The 14,861-nt window shown below is 64.5% G+C and carries 12 protein-coding genes; 5 read left to right on the forward strand and 7 right to left on the reverse strand.

Going from position 1 to position 14,861, the window contains the following annotated elements:
* Positions 1-70 precede the first annotated feature (70 nt).
* From queA to coaD, 5 genes are read right to left on the reverse strand one after another with little or no spacing between them, the layout of a single operon-like run.
* Positions 71-1,144, reverse strand: a complete 1,074-nt coding sequence (queA, locus tag QSV46_RS33440) for a tRNA preQ1(34) S-adenosylmethionine ribosyltransferase-isomerase QueA (RefSeq protein ID WP_314961596.1) — start codon at positions 1,142-1,144, stop codon at positions 71-73.
* A gap of 48 nt (positions 1,145-1,192) precedes the next feature.
* Complete coding sequence (locus QSV46_RS33445; protein WP_028144513.1) at positions 1,193-1,657, reverse strand: peptidylprolyl isomerase; 465 nt, start codon at positions 1,655-1,657, stop codon at positions 1,193-1,195.
* Entirely contained in the window at positions 1,654-2,079 is a 426-nt protein-coding gene (locus QSV46_RS33450) for a hypothetical protein (protein ID WP_314961612.1), read from the reverse strand. Before QSV46_RS33450 ends, QSV46_RS33445 begins: the two co-directional genes overlap by 4 nt.
* Before the next feature lie 9 nt (positions 2,080-2,088).
* Positions 2,089-2,652 (reverse strand): peptidylprolyl isomerase, encoded by a 564-nt coding sequence (locus tag QSV46_RS33455; RefSeq protein WP_314961614.1) that lies wholly within the window; start codon positions 2,650-2,652, stop codon positions 2,089-2,091.
* Between the two features lie 38 nt (positions 2,653-2,690).
* Positions 2,691-3,188 carry a pantetheine-phosphate adenylyltransferase gene (gene coaD, locus QSV46_RS33460; RefSeq protein WP_314961616.1) on the reverse strand — a complete coding sequence of 166 codons (498 nt, stop codon included), beginning with the start codon at positions 3,186-3,188 and terminating at the stop codon, positions 2,691-2,693.
* Between the two features lie 259 nt (positions 3,189-3,447).
* Between coaD and QSV46_RS33465 the strand changes: the two genes are divergently transcribed.
* Both QSV46_RS33465 and QSV46_RS33470 read left to right on the forward strand, forming a co-directional pair.
* Positions 3,448-3,705: a hypothetical protein gene (locus QSV46_RS33465; protein WP_314961619.1), complete on the forward strand. Its 258-nt coding sequence runs from the start codon at positions 3,448-3,450 to the stop codon at positions 3,703-3,705.
* Between the two features lie 187 nt (positions 3,706-3,892).
* Entirely contained in the window at positions 3,893-5,746 is a 1,854-nt protein-coding gene (locus QSV46_RS33470) for a KUP/HAK/KT family potassium transporter (RefSeq protein ID WP_314961621.1), read from the forward strand.
* Positions 5,747-5,852: 106 nt separating this feature from the next.
* Here the strand turns inward: QSV46_RS33470 and gyrA are convergent, their stop codons facing one another.
* A complete protein-coding gene (gene gyrA, locus QSV46_RS33475) occupies positions 5,853-8,597 on the reverse strand; it encodes a DNA gyrase subunit A (protein WP_314961623.1) in 2,745 nt (914 codons plus the stop codon).
* Between the two features lie 358 nt (positions 8,598-8,955).
* Positions 8,956-9,453: a single-stranded DNA-binding protein gene (locus QSV46_RS33480; RefSeq protein WP_314961626.1), complete on the reverse strand. Its 498-nt coding sequence runs from the start codon at positions 9,451-9,453 to the stop codon at positions 8,956-8,958.
* Between the two features lie 452 nt (positions 9,454-9,905).
* Between QSV46_RS33480 and QSV46_RS33485 the strand changes: the two genes are divergently transcribed.
* From QSV46_RS33485 to uvrA, 3 genes are all read left to right on the forward strand, one after another.
* On the forward strand, positions 9,906-10,667 hold the full coding sequence (locus QSV46_RS33485) for an outer membrane protein (protein ID WP_314961629.1): 762 nt from the start codon (positions 9,906-9,908) through the stop codon (positions 10,665-10,667).
* A 229-nt stretch (positions 10,668-10,896) separates the two neighbouring features.
* Positions 10,897-11,592, forward strand: coding sequence for a porin family protein (locus tag QSV46_RS33490; protein ID WP_314961632.1), 696 nt, complete (start codon positions 10,897-10,899; stop codon positions 11,590-11,592).
* 278 nt (positions 11,593-11,870) lie between these two features.
* A complete protein-coding gene (gene uvrA, locus QSV46_RS33495; RefSeq protein WP_314961634.1) occupies positions 11,871-14,855 on the forward strand; it encodes an excinuclease ABC subunit UvrA in 2,985 nt (994 codons plus the stop codon).
* Positions 14,856-14,861 lie beyond the last annotated feature (6 nt).

Consider the following 14,861-nt stretch of genomic DNA (forward strand, 5'->3'; position numbering starts at 1 on the left):
ACCACTTCTCTTGCGCAACCCACGAAGGATGGTGGGCACGCTTCGCTTTGCCCACCCTACGGCGCCGAAATTAGTCGCGCGCCCGAAACAACAAGCAAGCATCCCCGTACGAATAAAACCGGTAGCCATTCGCGATCGCATGCGCATACGCCTGCTGCATCGTCTCCAGCCCCGAGAAGGCCGACACCAGCATGAAAAGCGTCGACTTCGGCAGATGGAAATTGGTCAACAGAATATCGACGGCGCGGAAGCGATAGCCGGGGGTGATGAAGATCGAGGTCTCCTGGGCGAATGGCCGGATGGTGCCGTCCTCGCTCGCTGCGCTCTCGAGCAGACGCAATGACGTCGTGCCGACGGCGATGATGCGGCCGCCGTTCTTCCGCGCAGCGTTGAGCCGCTCTGCGGTCTCGGCCGAGATCGTGCCCCACTCGGCATGCATCTTGTGGCCTTCGGTGTCCTCCACCTTGACCGGCAGGAACGTCCCTGCCCCGACATGCAGCGTGACGCGGTTGATGTCGACGGCGCGCGTGTGCAGCGCCTGCTCCAAGGCGGGCGTGAAATGCAGGCCCGCGGTCGGAGCCGCGACCGCACCTTCATTCGCCGCGAACATGGTTTGGTAGTCGGCGAGGTCCTGATCGTCGGGGGTACGCTTGGAGGCGATGTAGGGCGGCAGCGGCGGGCTGCCGAGATCCGATATCGCCTGATCGAGCGCGGGGCCGTGGAACGAGAACGACAGCGTCACCTCGCCTTCGGCGCCCTTGGCCTCGACCTCGGCGTCGAGATGGCCGAGCAGGCAGACCTTGCCTTCATTGCCGAAGCGGATGCGGTCGCCGGCCATGAGCTTCTTCGCCGGCTTCACCAGCGCCTGCCAGCGCGAACCGTCGAGGCGCTTGATCAGCGTCGCCTCGATCTTCGGCTCGGTCTCGCGGCCGATGCGGCGGCCCTTGAGCTGCGCCGCGATCACCTTGGTGTCGTTGACGACGAGCTGGTCGCCGGGCCTCAGCCATTGAGGCAGGTCGGCGATGATCTGGTCGCGCAGCGCGCCGTTCTCTACGATTAGCAGCCGCGCGGAGTCGCGCGGGCTCGCCGGGCGCAACGCGATGCGCTCGGGCGGCAGGTCGAAATCGAAGAGGTCGGTGCGCAATTGAAATACCTCGTCGTGCCCCGCCGAAGCGGAGCACGACCGCAGGCGTTACTCCGCGTCCGCGGCCATCCGCGCCTTGACGATCTTGTCGGGGTTCTGCACCGGCTCGCCGCGCTTGATCTTGTCGACGTTCTCCATGCCCTCGGTGACCTTGCCCCACACCGTGTACTGGTTGTCGAGGAAGCGGGCATCGTCGAAGCAGATGAAGAACTGGCTGTCGCCGGAATCGGGGCTCGCGGCGCGGGCCATCGAGGTGGTGCCGCGCACATGCGGCTCCTTGTTGAACTCGGCCTTCAGCTTCTTGCCCGAGCCGCCGGTGCCGGTGCCCTGCGGGCAGCCGGTCTGCGCCATGAAACCGTCGATCACGCGATGGAACACGATGCCGTCGTAAAAGCCCTCGCGGACCAGCTCCTTGATGCGCGCGACATGGCCGGGCGCGAGGTCGGGACGCATCTCGATGGTGACGGGGCCCTGTGTGGTCTCGAGGATCAGGGTGTTTTCGGTGGCGCTCATGCTCGTCTCTCTTGCGTTGGGGGTGAAGTCTTGTCAGGTGAAGTTTTGCGGCTGCGGAACTGGATCGCGAATGGACGTCCCGCGGCGGCGCCGGCCATTGCATCGGTAAATGGCATCGGCGTGCAGCGCTGCAACGCCTCCATCACCGCGATCCGGTATTGCAGCCGGTCATTGTCGGAGGCCTCCGCGGATTCATAGGTAATCCTCGGGTGGCCCAAAATGTTTCCGGCCCGGTTAAAGCTCACGACGACGGTGATGTCGAGTGGGCGAGCCTTGCTGGCCGGCGGCGGCTTCCAGCAGGTCCGCAAGTGCCGGAAGATATCCTGGATGGTGTTGACCTGCGCGTCCTCGGCGGCCGCGCCGGAGAGGCCGAAGAGCAGCACCGCGGCGACCAGCAGAAGCCTGTTGCCGCAGTGCGCCATCGCAACGCCCTACTTGATGTCGGAGGCCACCTGGACCTTCACCATCTTGTCGGGATCGGTGACGGCGCCGCCGGACGAGCCGGGCGGTGCCTTCTTCAGCTTGTCGACGACGTCCATGCCCTGCACGACCTCGCCGATCACGGTGTACTGGTTATCGAGGCTGCCGCCGTCGGCGAACATGATGAAGAACTGCGAATTGGCGCTGTCCACGCTGTCGCCGCGCCGCGCCATTCCGACGATGCCGCGTGCGAAGTGCACCTTGGAGAATTCCTGCTTCAGGTTCGGATATTTCGAGCCGCCGGTGCCGTTGAATTTCTCGCCGTCGCCGGTCTGGGCCATGAAGCCGTCCATGACGCGGTGGAACGGCACGTTGTTGTAATAGCCCTCGCGCGCGAGCTGCTTGATGCGCTCGGCGTGCTGGGGCGCGATGTCGGTCCGCAGCTTGATGACGATGCGCCCCTTGGTGCTGTCGATGACGATGGCGTTGGCCTTGTCGAGGCCCGCCGGCAGTTGCTGCGCCACCGCCGGCACCGCGAACAGAAGCGCGGCAAGAACTGCGAGAATTCGGATCATGACAACTCCGGATCAGAGATGAGAGAGGAAACGCGCCGTCAGCTGGCGAATTTTGCCTTGAGCTGGGATGCAACGAGCGGCGGGACGAAGGCCGTGACGTCGCCGCCCATGGCGGCGATCTGGCGCACCAATGTGCCGGTAATCGGGCGGACCACCGGGGAGGCCGGCACGAAGACGGTTTGCACGTCGGGCGCCATCGTGCCGTTCATCCCGGCGAGCTGCATCTCGTAGTCGAGATCGGTGCCGTCGCGCAGACCCCGAATCATGATGGTCGCGCCGTACTTGCGCGCCGCGGTGACTGCGAGGTCGTCGTACGTGACCGCCTCCAACGTGCAGCCGGCCGCTGCGGCCACCGGCCCGCAGACGTCGTCGAGCATCTTGAGCCGCTCCTCGGTCGAGAACAGCGGCTTCTTGCCCGGATGAACCCCGATCGCGACCACCAGGCGGTCGCACAAGGGAACGCTGTGCCGGACCACGTCCAGATGGCCGTTGGTGATGGGGTCGAAGGAACCTGGGTAGAAGGCAATGCGCGGCATGGCCCCGTCCTACCGCGCCCGGCCCGGCCCGGCAAGCCGGACAGGTTCCTTGCCGGTTTCCCGCAGATTCCGCCTCAGACCATGTCGGAAGCGAGCCCATTGTTTCGTCCTGAGGGCGGCCACGAAACAAATCGGACCGCGAACGAAACCATTTCCCGCGTCCGCGAAGACGTCCGGAAACTGGCCATGGTTACTAATCCACCCAACGAATGACGGGCCGCACAACTGGGCGTAGCGGCCGCATCACAGGGGACCGTCAATGATCAAGACCATCTCGGCCGTCGCCATCGCAGCGTTTGTTGCCGCCGCCCTCACCGTTCTTCCCGGCTTCGCTCCAGCAGTCGAAGCGAGCGTCCCGCAGCCGCTCGCCAAGAGCGACCGCCTCGATATCCGCAGCATCGGCAAGGATTGCTCGCAGCAGGCCTGGCCGAATTTCGAGGCCTCCTGTCTGCGCCAGGCTGGCACCAAGGCCAACATTCGCGAGGCGCGCCTCGTGACCGCAAACCGCACGCCGTAGCCGGCCGTCAGCTTCACGTCAGAAGCTGCCCATATAATCCCCATGGCTATTTGCGACGTCCCGTCGCAGACTGCATGATGCTCGCGCCCGTCGGATGGCCCGCCGGGCACGATCCCATCGAGGGTTGTCATTGTCCAGTACGCCCGCATTGGCTTCCGGCCATCACCCCGACCCTCTGCCAATTGCAATGACCATGGGCGCCCTCGGGGTGGTCTATGGCGATATCGGCACCAGCCCGCTCTATGCCCTGAAGGAAGCCGCCAAGGCGGCTGCCCATGGCGGCACCCTCAATCACGGCGCTGTCCTGGGGATTGCCTCGCTGATCCTCTGGGCGCTGCTGCTGATCATCTCGCTGAAATATGCGCTGCTGATCCTGCGCGCGGACAATCGCGGCGAAGGCGGCATCGTCGCGCTGCTGGCGCTGCTCCACGCCCGCCACGCCCAACCCGGCACCTGGCGGGCGCATCTGCTGGTCGTCGGTCTCGTCGGCGCAGCCCTGCTCTATGGCGACGGCGCGATCACGCCGGCGATCTCGGTGCTCAGCGCCATCGAAGGGCTCAAGGTCGACGCGCCCTCGCTGGCGCCCGCGGTGGTGCCGATCACGGTCGTCATTCTGATCGGGCTGTTCATGATGCAGAAGCAGGGTGCTGGCTTCATCGGCCGCATCTTCGGTCCGGTGATGCTGGCCTGGTTCGTCGTGCTTGCCGCGCTCGGCATCCACGGCATCGTCCAGGCGCCGGCTGTGCTGGCCGCGCTGAGCCCGCTCTATGCCTTCGACTTCCTGATCCACCAGGATTTTCACGTCTCCTTTGCCATCCTCGGCGCCGCCTTCCTGGCAGTGACCGGCGGCGAGGCCATGTATGCCGACATGGGCCATTTCGGCCGCCTGCCGATCCGGCTCGCCTGGTTCGCGATCTGCCTGCCCGCGCTGGTGCTGAACTACTTTGGTCAGGCCGCGCTGCTGATCACCGATCCCACGATGATCGAGAACCCGTTCTTCCAGCTCTGCCCCGACGCCCTGCACTATCCGCTGGTCGCGTTCTCGGCGGTCGCGACCGTGATCGCCTCGCAGGCGATCATCTCCGGCGTGTTCTCACTGACCCAGCAGTCGATCCAGCTCGGGTTCCTGCCGCGCATGCAGATCCGCCACACCACTAGCACCGCGATCGGCCAGATCTACGTGCCACTGGTGAACTGGCTGCTCGCCGCCGCAACCCTTGGAGCGGTCTTGAGCTTCGGCACGTCCGATGCGCTCGCCGGCGCCTACGGCATCGCCGTCTCGCTCCTGATGGCGATCACGACGCTGCTCGCCGCACTCGTTGCGATCCAGTGGGGCTATTCGCCGTGGCTCGTCGTTGCCGTGAACGGCTTCTTCTTCGTCATCGACCTGATCTTCTTCTCGGCCAACTCGGTCAAGCTGTTCGAGGGCGGCTGGTTTCCGCTGCTGCTTGCGGCTCTCGTCGCCTTCATGATGCTGACATGGCGCAGCGGCGTGAAGCTGGTCGAGGCCGCGCGCGGAAAACTGCGCCAGCCCGAGGAGGATCTGATCGAGACCGCGGTCAACAAGTGCAGCGCCAGGCTCCCCGGCACCGCGGTATTCCTGGCCTCCGCGCCGCGCGGCGTGCCGCTCGCGCTGACGCAGTTCGTGAACCACAACCATGTGCTGCACGAGCGCATCGTCCTCGTCACGGTGCTGATCGAGGAATTGCCGCATATCCCTGACGAGGATCGCACCGAGGTGATCGAGATCATCACCGGCATCACCCGCGTGGTGCTGCACTACGGTTTCATGCAGAACCCGACCATCTATGACGGGCTCAAGCTCGCCTGCCGCCAGGGCAAGCTGCCCGGCATCGATCTCGCCGACATCACCTATTACGTCGGCCGCGAGACCATCATCCCGAGCGAGGACGTGCCGGGCATGTGGGTATGGCGCGAAGGCGTCTTCGCCTTCCTCCAGCGCAACGCCGAACGCTCAGCCGCGTTCTTCGGCGTGCCGACCAAGCAGGTGGTGGAGTTCGGCACGGAGCTGGAGATTTAGCGGGTCAGTGCAGTAGCCCGAATGGAGCGAAGCGCAATCCGGGGCAGCAGTTCGAATGAGGAACCCGGATTTCGCGTGCGCTCCGTCCGGGCTACGGGGCTACCGGTCACTCCCCGTTTGCCTCCCCATTCGCCCCATTCCCGCTCTCGGCCTCTTCCGTGATGTGCTCGACCGAGACGACGTGCTCGTCCTCGGCGGTGTCGAACACGATCACGCCCTGGGTCGAGCGGCCGGCGATGCGGATGCCTTCGACCGGGCAGCGGATCAGCTGGCCCTTGTCGGTGACCAGCATGATCTGATCAGCATCTTCCACCGGGAATGAGGCGACCAGATTGCCGTTGCGGTTGTTGACGCTCATGGCGACGATGCCTTTGCCGCCGCGGCCCGTGGTGCGGTACTCGTAGGACGAGGTCCGCTTGCCGTAACCGTTGACGGAGACGGTCAGCACGACCTGCTCCTGTGCCGACATCTCGACATAGCGCTCCTGCGGGAGCTGGAAGCTGCCGGATGTCTCCTCGGCCTCCGCATCCGACGGGGCCTCTTCCGTCGCAGCTTCGCCGGCGACCGCGCGGCGCATCTTCAAATAGGCCGAGCGCTCGTCCGAGGTGGTCTCGACATGGCGCAGGATCGCCAGCGAGATCACCTTGTCGCCCTCGCCAAGCGCTATGCCGCGCACGCCCATCGAGGTGCGCCCGGTGAACACGCGCACGTCGGTGACGGGGAATCGGATGCACTGGCCGGCGGCGCCGGTCAGCAGCACGTCGTCGCGCTCGGTGCAGATCTGCACGTCGACGATCGCCTCGTTGTCGTCCAGCTTCATCGCGATGATGCCCGAGCGGCGGACATCGACGAAGTCGGACAGCTTGTTGCGCCGGACGTTGCCGCCGGTGGTCGCGAACATCACGTCGAGGTTGCCCCAGGTCGATTCATCCTCGGGCAGCGGCATGATGGTGGTGATGCGCTCGCCCTGCTCCAGCGGCAGGATATTGATCAGCGCCTTGCCGCGGGCGTTCGGCGCGGCCATCGGCAGCCGCCAGACCTTTTCCTTGTAGACCTGGCCGCGTGACGAGAAGAACAGCACCGGCGTGTGCGTCGAGGCCACGAACAGGCGCGAGACGAAATCCTCGTCGCGGGTCTGCATGCCGGCGCGGCCCTTGCCGCCACGGCGCTGCGCGCGGTAGGCCGATAGCGGCACGCGCTTGACGTAGCCGGCATGCGAGACCGTGACGACCATGTCCTCGCGCTGGATCAGGTCCTCGTCCTCGACCTCGCCTTCCTGCTCGATGATGACGGTGCGGCGCGGCGTGGCGAACTCGGCCTTCACCTCGGCAAGCTCGGTCTTGATGATATCAAGCACGCGGGCGCGCGAGCGCAGGATGTCGAGATAATCGGCGATCTCGCCGGCAAGCTTGTCGAGTTCCTCGCGGATCTCGTCACGGCCGAGCGCAGTGAGGCGCTGCAGGCGCAGATCGAGAATGGCCCTCGCCTGCTCCATCGACAGCCGGATGGTGCCGTTCTCGCTGATACGATGGCGCGGATCGTCGATCAGCGTCAGCATGTCCTCGACGTCCCGTGCCGGCCAGTCGCGCGACATCAGGGTGTCGCGGGCGGTGGTCGGGTCGGGCGAGGTGCGGATGACGCGGATCATCTCGTCGATATTGGCGACCGCGATCGCGAGACCGACCAGGATATGGGCGCGATCGCGCGCCTTGGCGAGCAGGTACTTCGTGCGCCGCGTGACGACCCGCTCACGGAAGTCGACGAAGATGGAGAGCAGATCCTTCAGATGCATGATCCGCGGACGGCCGCTGTCGAGCGCCACCATGTTGACGCCAAAACTCGTCTGCAGAGGCGTAAATCGGTACAGCTGGTTCAGCACCACGTCCGGCACGGCGTCGCGCTTCAATTCGATGACGACGCGGTAGCCGTCGCGGTCGGATTCATCGCGCAGGTCGCCGATGCCCTCGATCTTCTTTTCCTTGACCAGCTCGGCGATGCGCTCGACCATCGTCGCCTTGTTCACCTGGTAGGGAATCTCGGTGATGATGATCGCCTCGCGCTCCTTGCGGATGGTCTCGATCGCGACCTTGCCGCGCATGACGATCGAGCCGCGGCCGAGGTGATAGGCGGCGCGGATACCCGCGCGGCCGAGAATGATGCCGCCGGTCGGGAAATCAGGCCCCGGCACGATGTTGATGAGCTCGTCGATGGTGAGCGCAGGATTGTCGATCAGCGCGACGCAGGCGTCGATGACCTCGCCGAGATTGTGCGGCGGGATGTTGGTGGCCATGCCGACCGCGATGCCGCCGGCGCCGTTGACGAGAAGGTTCGGGAACTTGGCCGGCAGGACCGATGGTTCGGTCTCGTTGTTGTCGTAGTTCGGCTGGAAGTCGACGGTGTCCTTGTCGATGTCGGCCAGCAGCGCCAACGCCGCCTTCGTCAGCCGCGCTTCGGTGTAACGATAGGCAGCCGGAGGATCGCCGTCGACCGAGCCGAAATTGCCCTGGCCGTCGATCAGCGGCACGCGCATCGAGAAGTCCTGCGCCATGCGGACCATGGCGTCGTAAATCGACTGGTCGCCGTGCGGGTGATACTTACCGATGACGTCGCCGACCACGCGGGCGGATTTGACGTACTTCTTGTCCGGCGTGTGCCCCTGCTCGTTCATCGAGTACAAGATGCGGCGATGCACCGGCTTCAGGCCGTCGCGGGCATCGGGCAACGCGCGCGCCACGATCACGCTCATGGCGTAGTCGAGGTAGGACTTCTTCATCTCCTCGAAGATGGAGACGGGGCGAATGTCCGAGGGTTGCGCCGGCTGGTCGCCGGGCTTGTTGTCGTCGTCAGCCAAGGGGGAATCCGGTGAGGTTTATTTGGGAATCATATAGCGCATCGGGGGTCGGATAACCACCCTCGCAGGGGCCAAGGGAAGTGCTTTTTCCGCTTATTTTTCCAACGACTTAGGGCCTTACGAGCAGCGTCTTGGATGAACCCGAAATGGGTCTTCAAAAACCGCCTGCAGCTCCCGGCAAATCGCCCAGCGCGTGTGCCCCGTCAGCTCGTTTGCCGTGGCGCAATCCGAGTTCACCCCAAACGTGAAGCGGGCTCGGAAATCCCGAGCCCTTCCTGCCGATTAACAAGGTTTTCTGACACGACGCAGGAAGCGCCGTCACTATCCGTCCGGCGCGCCCCTCGTGCGATCCGCGTTCTCAGAACGGGATGTCGTCGTCCATGTCGCTGTTGCGGCCACCACCGCCGCCGGCGGCTACCGCACGGCGCGGCGCGCTGCTGGCAGGACCGGAGGAGCCGAAATCGCCGCCCGACTCGTCGCCGAAGCTGCCGCCTCCCCCTCCGCTGCGGCCGTCGAGCATCGTCAAGGTCGAGTTGAAGCCCTGGAGCACGACCTCGGTGGAGTACTTCTCGACGCCCGCCTGGTCGGTCCATTTGCGGGTCTGCAGCGCGCCCTCGATGTAAACCTTGGCGCCCTTCTTCAGGTACTGCTCGGCGACCTTGCAAAGGCCTTCATTGAAGATCACGACGCGATGCCACTCGGTCTTTTCCTTGCGCTCGCCACTGTTCTTGTCGCGCCAGGTCTCCGAGGTTGCGATGCTCAAATTCGCGATCGGCCGCCCGTCCTGGGTGCGGCGGATTTCGGGATCCTTGCCGAGATTTCCAACCAGAATGACCTTGTTGACGCTTCCCGCCATCGCCGCTCTCCACTCCAAATCCCACTGAATTTCAAAAGGCCGAGCCCGCGCGCCGCGGTCCTCTGCAACCTGTTAAGGCGACCCTATACGCTTGCGAGGGCGGATCAGCCCACCGGCCCTCAACTTATCCCCATATATAGCATCGGCCGCAGCTTTGTTCCAGATTTGTTCTTCCGGCTGACGCTGCGAAATATATGGCCGGACGGGTGCCAATACGCCGCTGAAACAGCCGGCGCTGCTGGAACCATCGCCGGTTCCCGTGAATGACGAAAAGCGCTTAACATTCATCAAGTTATCTGCATCGAAGTTGTCCTGCGACTGTTGCATTTCAGCGACGGACTCTGCTCACCCATTAAGCTACGTTTGCCTCGGAATTAAGTTCATATGGGCGTCGCGCCTGATTGGCCGCTTTGGGGAATTCAAGAAGCGGACCGAAACTGGGGAGACTTGCAATGAATAAGATTTTGATTGGTGCAATCGGTGCAATGGCGTTGAGCCTGTCGGCTCCCGCAAGCGCGGCGGATCTCGCCGCACGTCCCTACACCAAGGCTCCGGCGCCGATGGTCGCCACCATCTACGATTGGAGCGGCTTCTACATCGGCATCAACGGCGGCGGAGGCACCAGCCGCAGCTGCTGGGACTTCGTGACTCCGGTAACCGGCGTTCTCGTGACCGATGGCTGCCACAACGCGACCGGCGGCACGGTCGGTGGCCAGATCGGGTACCGCTTGCAGTCCGCGAATTGGGTGTTCGGTGTCGAAGGCCAAGGCAACTGGGCCGACTTCCGCGGAGACAACATCAGCCCGACTGCACCGGGTCAGCAGGATAGTACGCGAATCGATGCTTTCGGCCTGATCACCGGCCAGGTTGGCTATGCCTGGAACAATGTGTTGCTCTACGTGAAGGGCGGCGCTGCAGTGGTCAACGACAAATATGACCTTCTCGTCGCGCCAGGGTTCGTAGGTGCCGGTACGGTGTTCGGCTCGGCCCGCGAAACCCGCTGGGGCGGCACCGTCGGTACGGGCGTCGAGTTCGGTTTCGCTCCGAACTGGTCTGTCGGCTTCGAGTACAACCACATTTTCCTCGGCGATCGTAACGTCGACTTCACGTCTGGCGGTGCGTTCGTGCAAACCGAGCGCATCCGTCAAGACGTCGACATGGGCCTCGTCCGCGTCAATTATCGCTGGGGCGGCCCGAGCATCGCGAAGTACTGATCCCTCTGATATCGATCGACAATCAAAGGCCGGCCTCGCGCCGGCCTTTGCGCTGTGAGCAACCGGAGTCATGAGCCAGCCATCGTTACGTTTTGCGGCTGTGTGGCTTTTCGGAGACACAACTTGCAGCTTTACTGGTGTAAGTACGACATCAGTTGGACACGAGCGTCCGATGCCCTTCCCCCATCGTGGAAGGCACAACAGAAACTGGGACTGGGATTAGTTGAAAATGAAAAAGGTTTTGTTGGCTTCGGCCTGTTTGTTTGCTTTGGCTGCCCCCGCGTCGGCGGCTGATCTCGCGGCCCGCCCGTACACCAAGGCTCCGGTGGCTGTGGCCTCGGTCTACAACTGGACCGGGTTCTATCTCGGTATCGTCGGTGGCGGCGCTTGGGAAAATTCCTCGACCGACCCGAAGATGAAGGGCGGCTTCGTCGGCGGCACCGCCGGCTACAACTGGCAGACCGGCAACGTGGTGTTCGGCGTTGAAGCCGATGGTGCCTGGGCTGACGTCAGCGCTTCGGCGACTGCTCCCGTTCTCATTGGTGGCGCGCTCGTTCCCGTCACGACGAGCTCCCGCACCGATGCGATGGGCACCGTCCGCGGCCGCATCGGCTACGCCGTCAACCAGGTGCTGTTCTACGGCACCGGTGGTTACGCCTGGATCGACAACAAGATCAGCGTCTCCGCGCTCGGCGTGACCGTCTCCGACACCAAGTGGCACTCCGGCTGGACCGTTGGTGCGGGCGTCGAGGCGTTCTTCGCTCCGCAGTGGTCGGTCAAGGGCGAGTACCTCTATCGCAGCCTCGGCGGCGAGACGTACTTCTCTGGCCTCGGCACTCCCGTGAACACGGGCACGCTCAACCTGCACACCGTGCAAGTCGGCGTGAACTATCACTTCGGGGGCCCGGTGGTCGCCAAGTACTAAGCAAGTACTGAGCTTCGGCTCCAACGCCATCGCGTTACGAAAGGCCGGCCTTGCGCCGGCCTTTTTGTTGTCCGCGGAGCGCTTCTGCGGAGTTCCTGCTGCCAGATGCCGCCAGCTGGCCAACAATCCGTTGACGATTCGCAAGTCCCACTGGAAATCCGCCACCGTTCTTCCTACGTTCGCTGACAACCCCATCGGCGCCGATCCCGGTTCCGGGCGAAGCGCGCCTTTTTGTTGGCGCGATCGCGCGCCTTTGGGATTCCTTGAGGGCAACCCGGATGGATGAAGTGATCAAGGCGAAGCGCCAACAGCAGAACGCGGGATCACACCTGCGCGCAATTACGATCCGTGGCGCGCGCGAGCACAACCTCAAGAATATCGACGTCGAGATTCCCCGCGACAAGCTCGTGGTGTTCACCGGCCTCTCCGGCTCCGGTAAATCCTCGCTCGCCTTCGACACCATCTATGCCGAGGGCCAGCGCCGCTACGTCGAATCGCTGTCGGCCTATGCGCGCCAGTTCCTGGAGATGATGCAGAAGCCCGACGTCGACCAGATCGACGGCCTGTCTCCGGCGATCTCGATCGAGCAGAAGACGACCTCGAAGAATCCGCGCTCGACCGTCGGCACCGTCACCGAGATCTACGACTACATGCGCCTGCTCTGGGCCCGCGTCGGCGTGCCCTATTCGCCGGCCACGGGCCTGCCGATCGAAAGCCAGACCGTGTCGCAGATGGTCGACCGCGTGCTGGCGCTACCCGAGGGCACCCGCCTCTATCTGCTCGCCCCGGTCGTGCGCGGCCGCAAGGGCGAGTACAGGAAAGAGCTCGCCGAGTGGCTCAAGAAGGGCTTTCAGCGCGTCAAGATCGACGGCACCTTCCATGAGCTCGCCGAGGCGCCGACGCTCGACAAGAAATTCCCGCACGACATCGACGTCGTCGTCGACCGCATTGTGGTGCGCGCCGACATCCGCCAGCGCCTCGCCGAAAGCTTCGAGACCGCGCTGAAGCTCGCCGAGGGCCTTGCCGTCGTCGAGTTCGCCGACGCGCCGGCTGCTGCACCCGCGGAAGAAAAAGAGAAGAAGAAGACCGCGAAGATCCACGACAAGAGTGGCCCCGAGCGAATGCTGTTCTCGGAAAAATTCGCTTGCCCCGTGTCCGGCTTCACCATCCCCGAGATCGAGCCGCGCCTGTTCTCGTTCAACAACCCCTATGGCGCCTGCCCGGCCTGCGGCGGCCTCGGCGTCGAGCAGCATGTCGATGAGGACCTCGTCATTCCCGACAAGGACCTCGCGATCGGCAAGGGCGCGATCGCGCCCTGGGCCAAATCGTCGTCACCCTATTACGTGCAGACGCTGACCGCGCTCGGCAAGCACTACAAGTTCACGCTGACCACCAAGTGGAAGGACCTGCCCAAGAAGACGCAGAACGCCATCCTCCACGGCTCCGGCGAGGACGAGATCAAGTTCTCGTATGAGGACGGGGTGCGCTCCTACGACACCAAGAAGCCGTTCGAGGGCGTCATCACCAACATCAACCGCCGCTATCGCGAAACCGAGAGCGAGTGGGCGCGCGAGGAACTCGCAAAATACTTCCACGACGTGCCCTGCGAGGGCTGCAAGGGATTCCGGCTCAAGCCCGAGGCGCTCTGCGTCAAGATTGGCGGCAAGCATATCGGCGAGATATCGGAAATGTCGGTGAAGGGAGCCGGCGCCTGGTTCGAGACCGTGCCGGAGGCGCTGAACGCGCAGCAGAACGAGATCGCCGGACGTATCCTCAAGGAGATCCGCGAGCGCCTCACCTTCCTGCTCGACGTCGGCCTCAACTATCTCACCCTCTCCCGCTCCTCCGGCACGCTGTCCGGCGGCGAGAGCCAGCGCATCCGCCTGGCCTCGCAGATCGGCTCGGGCCTGACCGGCGTGCTCTACGTGCTGGACGAGCCGTCGATCGGCCTGCACCAGCGCGACAACGCGCGCCTGCTCGACACCCTCAAGCGACTTCGCGACCTGGGCAATACCGTGATCGTGGTCGAGCATGACGAGGACGCCATCCTGCTCGCCGACCACGTCCTCGACATCGGCCCCGGCGCCGGCATGCATGGCGGCAACATCATCGCCGAAGGCACGCCCGCCGAGATCATGCGCAACCCGAACTCGCTGACCGGCAAGTACCTGACCGGCGAACTCGAGGTCGAGGTGCCGGAGCGGCGCCCGCCGAACCACCGCCGCACCATCAAGGTGGTGAACGCGCGCGGCAATAATCTCAAGAACGTCACCGCCGAGATTCCGCTCGGCCTGTTCACGGCCGTCACCGGCGTCTCCGGCGGCGGCAAGTCGACGCTGCTGATCGACACGCTCTACAAGGCCATCGCGCGCAAGCTGAACAACGCCAGCGAAGGCGCCGCGCCGCACGACCGCATCGAGGGGCTCGAGCACATCGATAAGATCATCGACATCGACCAGTCGCCGATCGGCCGCACCCCGCGCTCGAATCCAGCGACCTATACCGGCGCCTTCACCCCGATCCGCGAATGGTTCGCCGGCCTGCCCGAGGCCAAGGCGCGCGGCTACGAGCCCGGCCGCTTCTCCTTCAACGTCAAGGGCGGCCGCTGCGAGGCCTGCCAGGGCGACGGCGTCATCAAGATCGAGATGCACTTCCTGCCGGACGTCTACGTCACCTGCGACGTCTGCAAGGGCAAGCGCTACAACCGCGAGACGCTGGAGGTGCTATTCAAGGGCAAGAGCATCGCCGACGTGCTCGACATGACCGTCGAGGAAGCCGCGGAGTTCTTCAAGGCGGTGCCGCGCGTGCGCGAGACCTTCCAGACCCTGCACCGCGTCGGCCTCGACTACATCCATGTCGGCCAGCAGGCGACCACCCTCTCCGGCGGCGAAGCCCAGCGCGTCAAGCTCGCGAAGGAACTCTCCAAGCGCGCCACCGGCCGCACGCTCTACATCCTGGACGAGCCGACCACCGGCCTGCACTTCCACGACGTCAAGAAGCTGCTGGAGGTGCTGCACGAACTGGTCGCGCAGGGCAACACGGTCGTGGTGATCGAGCACAATCTCGAAGTCATCAAGACCGCCGACTGGGTCATCGACCTCGGTCCCGAAGGCGGCGACGGCGGCGGCGAAATCGTCGCCTGGGGCCCGCCGGAAGACATCGCGAAAGCGCCGCGGAGCTATACGGGCAAGTTTCTGGCGCCGGTGTTGGCGAAGGCAAGGAAGCCGAAGCGGAGGCGCGCGGCGAGCGAGGCGGCGGAGTAGAAGGCT

The organism is Bradyrhizobium cosmicum (genome assembly GCF_032290525.1).
Lineage (GTDB): Bacteria > Pseudomonadota > Alphaproteobacteria > Rhizobiales > Xanthobacteraceae > Bradyrhizobium > Bradyrhizobium cosmicum_A.

Excerpts from the sequence above, each read along its gene's own strand:
- QSV46_RS33445 (WP_028144513.1), bottom strand. The coding sequence starts at position 1,657 with ATGAGCGCCACCGAAAACACCCTGATCCTCGAGACCACACAGGGCCCC.
- QSV46_RS33450 (WP_314961612.1), bottom strand. The coding sequence starts at position 2,079 with ATGGCGCACTGCGGCAACAGGCTTCTGCTGGTCGCCGCGGTGCTGCTC.
- QSV46_RS33455 (WP_314961614.1), bottom strand. The coding sequence starts at position 2,652 with ATGATCCGAATTCTCGCAGTTCTTGCCGCGCTTCTGTTCGCGGTGCCG.
- coaD (WP_314961616.1), bottom strand. The coding sequence starts at position 3,188 with ATGCCGCGCATTGCCTTCTACCCAGGTTCCTTCGACCCCATCACCAAC.
- QSV46_RS33465 (WP_314961619.1), top strand. The coding sequence starts at position 3,448 with ATGATCAAGACCATCTCGGCCGTCGCCATCGCAGCGTTTGTTGCCGCC.
- QSV46_RS33470 (WP_314961621.1), top strand. The coding sequence starts at position 3,893 with ATGACCATGGGCGCCCTCGGGGTGGTCTATGGCGATATCGGCACCAGC.
- QSV46_RS33480 (WP_314961626.1), bottom strand. The coding sequence starts at position 9,453 with ATGGCGGGAAGCGTCAACAAGGTCATTCTGGTTGGAAATCTCGGCAAG.
- QSV46_RS33485 (WP_314961629.1), top strand. The coding sequence starts at position 9,906 with ATGAATAAGATTTTGATTGGTGCAATCGGTGCAATGGCGTTGAGCCTG.
- QSV46_RS33490 (WP_314961632.1), top strand. The coding sequence starts at position 10,897 with ATGAAAAAGGTTTTGTTGGCTTCGGCCTGTTTGTTTGCTTTGGCTGCC.
- uvrA (WP_314961634.1), top strand. The coding sequence starts at position 11,871 with ATGGATGAAGTGATCAAGGCGAAGCGCCAACAGCAGAACGCGGGATCA.